A 4,948-nucleotide genomic window follows, 5' to 3' on the forward strand; every position below is an offset into this window, starting at 1 on the left:
CCGCCGGACCGGCACGGAGGTCCGCTGCCGGTCCGGCTCGGCGGAGGCGCCTGGCCGCCCGGGTGGCGCCGCGGCGGTCCGGAGGCGCGGGGCCGCGCAGGAAGAGTGCCGAGAGACGGGTCCGGAGGACCGGAATGAAGTCTGCCGTTGAAGCCGCGAAGGAGGCCGTCGAGCAACTCGTGGCCCTGACCGGCCGGGAGTCGGAGGGGGTGGTCGGGGTGGAGCGCTCGGAGGACGGCTGGATCGTCACGGTCGAGATCGTGGAGACCCACCGCATCCCCGACTCCGCCGACATCCTCGCCTGCTACCGCGTCGAGCTCGACTCCGACGGGGACCTCACGGGCTACCACCGCACCCATCGCTACGCGCGCGGCCAGGTGGACGGGCGCCACCGCTGAGCGGTGCCGCCGTCCGCCCCGACGCCCCCACCCCGCCCCAACCGCCCCCAACCTCCGCGCCCCCCGCCCCCGACCACATCCACATCCGCATCCACGGGAGGACGAACCGCCTTGAGCGAAACGCCATGGACCGGGACCTCACGCTCTCCCGCCCGTTCCGTCTCCGCCGACCGGCAGAGCGCGAACCTCGCCGACATCCTCGAGCGCGTGCTCGACAAGGGCATCGTCATCGTCGGCGACATCCGCGTGAACCTGCTCGACATCGAACTGCTCACCATCAAGCTGCGGCTGCTGGTGGCGTCCGTCGACCGGGCGAAGGAGATGGGGATCGACTGGTGGGAGCACGACCCCTCGCTCTCCTCGAGCGCCCGCGCCGCACCGAAGGCGAAGGTGCGCAGCGGCGGATCCGCCGCGGGCGAGGTCGGGTCCGGTGACGACCGCGCCCGGCTGGAGGAGGAGAACCGGCTGCTGCGGGAACGCCTCGCCGCCCTCGAAGCCGCCCAGGAGGAGGAGAAGTGATGACCACCCCGTCCGGCACCCCCGGGACCCGCACCCCCGGCACCGCCACCCCCGGCACCGCCACCCCCGGCACCGTCACCCCCGGCACCGCCGCCCAGCGGGCGGACGACCGGGAGACCGGCACCGCCGTCTACCTGTACGGCGTGGCGCGCGACCTGGACGAGTCCGCGCTGGACGGCGTCACCGGCGTCGCCGACGAGCCCGTGCGCCCCCTCGTCCACCCCGACAGCGGGCTCACCGCGCTGATCAGCGTCGTCGGCCTCGACCAGTTCGGCGAGCAGGCCCTCCGCGACAACCTGGAGGACCTGGCGTGGCTGGAGGGCACCGCGCGCGCCCACCACCGGGTCGTCACCGACATCGCCGGGCACGCCCCGACCGCGCCCGTGCGGATCGCGACCCTGTACCGCGACGAGCGGCGCGTCCTGGAGGTCCTGGAGCACGACCACCGGCGGCTACTCGAACTCCTCGACCGCATCACCGGACGCACCGAATGGGGAGTCAAGGCGTACGCCGTCCCCGAGGCGGACGGAGCCGGGGACGGCACCGGCGACGGCGAACCAGCGGACGGACCGGCCTCCGGCGCGTCCGCGCGGCCCACCTCGGGCACCGCCTACCTGCAGCGGCGGCAGGCCGCCCGGCAGGCCCGGCGCGCCACGCAGGACCGGCTCGCCGAGCACGCCCGCGCCGTCCACGCCGAGCTGGCCGACCACGCGGTCGCGTCCCGCCAGCACGCGTCCCAGGACGCCCGGCTGTCCGGACGGCATGAGACCCTCATCCTCAACATGGCCTACCTCGTCGACGACGAGCAGACCGAGGGCTTCCACGAGGTCGCCCGGGCCGTGGACCGGCGGCTGCCCGGCGTGAAGATCGAGGTCACCGGCCCCTGGCCGCCCTACTCCTTCATCGACGGCGACGAGGCCACGCCGACGTCCGTGCCCGAGGGCGCGGCGGAGGGGACGCGGCCTTGAGCGCCCTCCTGGACACCGGCGAACCGGGCGTCCCCGCCGAGCGCCTGGCGCTGGTCGACCTGCTCGACCGCCTCCTGGCGGGAGGGGTCGTGCTCACCGGCGACCTGGTCATCTCCATCGCCGAGATCGACCTGGTCCGGGTCGACCTGCGCGCCGTGATCACCACCGTGTACGACCAGATCGTCGACCCCGGGGAGCGCGCGCGATGAGAGAGATGAGAGACCTGACCCGGATCACCGACCTCACCGCGGACGGCATCGCCGATCTGACCGGTGACAACGCGCCCGCGGCCCACCCCGTCCGCGAGCCGCGGCGGACGGCCCGCACGCCGAGCCGGACCGCGCAGCGCCTGCAGACCGACCCGGAGAACGTCGAGCGGGACCTGGTGAAGCTCGTGCTGACGCTGGTCGAGCTGATCCGCCAGCTGATGGAGCGCCAGGCGCTGCGCCGCGTCGAGGAGGGCTCGCTCACCGACGACCAGACCGAGAAGCTGGGCACGGCGCTGATGCGCCTCGAGGAGGCGATGGCCCACCTGCGGGACCACTTCGACCTCCGGCCCGAGGACCTCAACCTCGACCTCGGCCCGCTCGGCCCCCTCCTGCCCGAGCAGTGACCGCCCCCGCCCTCACCGGGCGGTCACCCGGCCCGCGTGCGGCTCCCGCCCGCGCCCACCGGCTCGCGTGCGGTTCCCCCCGCGGCTAGCGGACGACGTCGAAGACGTTCTTCTGCAGGCCGTTGGAGTACACCTCGTGCTCGACGAGCTTCAGGTGCTGGGTGTCCTTGTCGGTGTCGCTGAACAGCCGCTTGCCCGCGCCGAGCAGCAGCGGGAAGACCAGCAGGTGGTAGCGGTCGATCAGGCCGGCGTCGGAGAGCGCGTGGTTGAGCGAGGCGCTGCCGTGCAGGATGATCGGGCCGCCCGCGGACTCCCGCTTCAGCTCGGCGACCTCGTCGACCGAGCGCAGGATCGTCGTGTCGCCCCAGTCGTCCACCAGGTCGTCCTCGGTGAGCGTGGTCGAGACGACGTACTTCGGCATCGTCTTGTAGCGGGCGAACTCGGCCATGCCCGGCCAGACCTTGCTGAACGACTCGTAGCTGGTGCGGCCCATCATCATCGCGGCCGCCTCCTCCTGCTCCCGGCCCTTGATCTCGTACGCCTCCGGGACGAACTCGATGTCCTTGAACGTCCAGCCCGAGTTGCGATACTCGGGCTCGCCGCCGGGGCCTTCCACCACGCCGTCCAGCGAGATGAAGGCGGTGCTGATAAGGGTGCGCATGTGAACTCCTGAGTGGGGACCGGACGCCGCCGCGGGGCGGGCCGTCCGAACAGAAAACGCGTTCACCACGGCATCCCGGAGGGCGCCGCGATGAACGGAGGGCTCCCAAGATCCCAGAACCGGCCGGGCCGGTTCAACGATGGCGCTGACCGGTGGCGGTCACGCGGTCATGGCTTGCGCCCGACCGCCGCGTACAGCGCGGCCTCCTTCGGATCGGCGACGTCCGTGCCGGGCGCGGGCCGCCACTGCGAGGTGAACACCAGGCCCGGTTCGACCGGCTCGGTGCCGGTGAGCAGCCGCTCGACCTCGTTTCGGGACCGCGTGTGCAGCGAGGCGGACGCGCCGTCGTACACCTGCTCGACCTCGCGGCTCAGCTCCGGGGCGAGGTCGGCGGTGCTGTGCGTCACCACCAGGAAGCTGCCCGGCGCGGCCCGCGACAGCAGGCTCGCGACGATCGCGTGCGGGTCGTCCTCGTCCGGGACGAAGTGCAGGATCGCCAGGAGCAGGACCGCCACCGGACGGGTGAAGTCGATCAGCTCCCGGACCTGGGCGTCCGCCCAGATCGCCGCCGGGTCGCGCAGGTCCGCCTCGACCAGCGCGACGTTGTCGGTGCTGCTCAGCAGCGCCCGGGCGTGCACGGAGACGATCGGGTCGTTGTCGACGTAGACCACCCGCGCGCCGGGCAGGCGCCGCTGCGCGACCTCGTGCACGCTGTCGCGCGTGGGCAGGCCGGTGCCGATGTCGAGGAACTGGTCGACGCCCTGGTCGGTGAGGTACTCCACGGCCCGCCGCAGGAACGCGCGGTTCTCGCGGGCGGCCGTGACGCTGTGCGGCGCCGCCCGGAGGATCCGCTCCCCGGCGGCACGGTCGGCGGCGAAGTTGTCCTTGCCGCCGAGCAGCCAGTCGTAGATCCGGGCCGGACTCGGCCGCGAGGTGTCGATACCCGTCGGAGCCCATTCCCCAGCCATCGAAGCCCTCCCCGCCGGGCTTCCGGCCCGCCCGCCGAAACCCCGCCCGCCGAACTCGTCCGCACACCGGAACCGGACCGCGAAACCCCGTCCGCGCGGCCGCGTGGGGCCCGGTGCCCACCGCGCCATCACGTTAGCGGCGCGCCGCTTCTTACCCAAGGGTTTTCGCGATCCCGGCGACGCAGTTTCCGCCATCCAGCGACCGTTCTGGGAAAACACCCTGAACGATTCCGAGAATGGCGTCCGGCGACGGAAGAGATACGCAGCGTGCCGAATATCGGCGGCCTTGTCGAGCCCGGCGAGGGGCAGGGGACGGCCTCGCGTCAGAGGTAGAGGCCGGTGCCGTGCTCGGGGCGCTCGCTGGCGATCGCGTGCAGGTCGCGCTCGCGCATGACGAGGTAGTCCTCGCCCTGGATCTCGACGACGAACTGGTCCTCGGGGTGGAACAGGACGCGGTCGCCGACCTTGACGGTGCGCACGTGATGGCCGACGCCGCAGACCTCGCCCCAGCTGAGCCGGTTGGACTGCTCCACCGTGGCCGGAATGACGATGCCGCCGGTGCTGCGGCGCTCCCCGCTCTCCTTCTCGACCTTGATCATGACGCGGTCGTGGAGCATCTGGACTTCGAACTTGGCCTGGTCGGACACCCTCGGAAGATACCAGTTACGGCAGGTCCGTCCGTCCTCGCGTCAGCACGCGGGCGGGATCGCGGCGAGCGTCAGCGCCACCGCGACCAGCGGGGCGGCGACGGACACGGCCGCGGCGGACCGGGCGAGCGGGCGGCCGAGCGGACGCGGGTCGGCCGCCTCGTCCAGCCGGGC

General features: G+C 72.9%; 8 protein-coding genes. 5 read left to right on the forward strand and 3 right to left on the reverse strand.

Features of this window, described 5'->3' with window-relative positions:
• Window positions 1-62 precede the first annotated feature (62 nt).
• The 5 genes from DZF91_RS03245 (at window position 63) to DZF91_RS03265 (ending at window position 2,498) form a co-directional block, all read left to right on the forward strand.
• Window positions 63-398: a gas vesicle protein GvpO gene (locus DZF91_RS03245; RefSeq protein WP_268915916.1), complete on the forward strand. Its 336-nt coding sequence runs from the start codon at window positions 63-65 to the stop codon at window positions 396-398.
• Between the two features lie 111 nt (window positions 399-509).
• Complete coding sequence (locus DZF91_RS03250; RefSeq protein ID WP_117356012.1) at window positions 510-917, forward strand: gas vesicle protein; 408 nt, start codon at window positions 510-512, stop codon at window positions 915-917.
• Window positions 917-1,885, forward strand: coding sequence for a GvpL/GvpF family gas vesicle protein (locus DZF91_RS03255; RefSeq protein ID WP_117356013.1), 969 nt, complete (start codon window positions 917-919; stop codon window positions 1,883-1,885). Before DZF91_RS03250 ends, DZF91_RS03255 begins: the two co-directional genes overlap by 1 nt.
• Window positions 1,882-2,094: a gas vesicle protein gene (locus DZF91_RS03260; protein WP_199486373.1), complete on the forward strand. Its 213-nt coding sequence runs from the start codon at window positions 1,882-1,884 to the stop codon at window positions 2,092-2,094. Before DZF91_RS03255 ends, DZF91_RS03260 begins: the two co-directional genes overlap by 4 nt.
• Window positions 2,091-2,498, forward strand: coding sequence for a gas vesicle protein K (locus tag DZF91_RS03265; protein WP_199486374.1), 408 nt, complete (start codon window positions 2,091-2,093; stop codon window positions 2,496-2,498). Before DZF91_RS03260 ends, DZF91_RS03265 begins: the two co-directional genes overlap by 4 nt.
• Window positions 2,499-2,583: 85 nt before the next feature.
• Here the strand turns inward: DZF91_RS03265 and DZF91_RS03270 are convergent, their stop codons facing one another.
• The 3 genes from DZF91_RS03270 to DZF91_RS03280 all read right to left on the reverse strand — a co-directional run bounded on the left by DZF91_RS03270 (window position 2,584) and on the right by DZF91_RS03280 (window position 4,744).
• Window positions 2,584-3,159 carry a dihydrofolate reductase family protein gene (locus DZF91_RS03270; protein ID WP_117356015.1) on the reverse strand — a complete coding sequence of 192 codons (576 nt, stop codon included), beginning with the start codon at window positions 3,157-3,159 and terminating at the stop codon, window positions 2,584-2,586.
• 167 nt (window positions 3,160-3,326) lie between these two features.
• Window positions 3,327-4,127 carry an SAM-dependent methyltransferase gene (locus DZF91_RS03275; RefSeq protein ID WP_117356016.1) on the reverse strand — a complete coding sequence of 267 codons (801 nt, stop codon included), beginning with the start codon at window positions 4,125-4,127 and terminating at the stop codon, window positions 3,327-3,329.
• Window positions 4,128-4,450: 323 nt separating this feature from the next.
• Window positions 4,451-4,744: a GroES family chaperonin gene (locus DZF91_RS03280; RefSeq protein WP_117356018.1), complete on the reverse strand. Its 294-nt coding sequence runs from the start codon at window positions 4,742-4,744 to the stop codon at window positions 4,451-4,453.
• Window positions 4,745-4,948 lie beyond the last annotated feature (204 nt).

The sequence above is a fragment of the Actinomadura logoneensis genome (assembly GCF_003428695.1).
GTDB lineage: Bacteria > Actinomycetota > Actinomycetes > Streptosporangiales > Streptosporangiaceae > Spirillospora > Spirillospora logoneensis.

Excerpts from the sequence above, each read along its gene's own strand:
- DZF91_RS03270 (WP_117356015.1), bottom strand. The coding sequence starts at position 3,159 with ATGCGCACCCTTATCAGCACCGCCTTCATCTCGCTGGACGGCGTGGTG.
- DZF91_RS03255 (WP_117356013.1), top strand. The coding sequence starts at position 917 with ATGACCACCCCGTCCGGCACCCCCGGGACCCGCACCCCCGGCACCGCC.
- DZF91_RS03280 (WP_117356018.1), bottom strand. The coding sequence starts at position 4,744 with ATGCTCCACGACCGCGTCATGATCAAGGTCGAGAAGGAGAGCGGGGAG.
- DZF91_RS03275 (WP_117356016.1), bottom strand. The coding sequence starts at position 4,127 with ATGGCTGGGGAATGGGCTCCGACGGGTATCGACACCTCGCGGCCGAGT.
- DZF91_RS03265 (WP_199486374.1), top strand. The coding sequence starts at position 2,091 with ATGAGAGAGATGAGAGACCTGACCCGGATCACCGACCTCACCGCGGAC.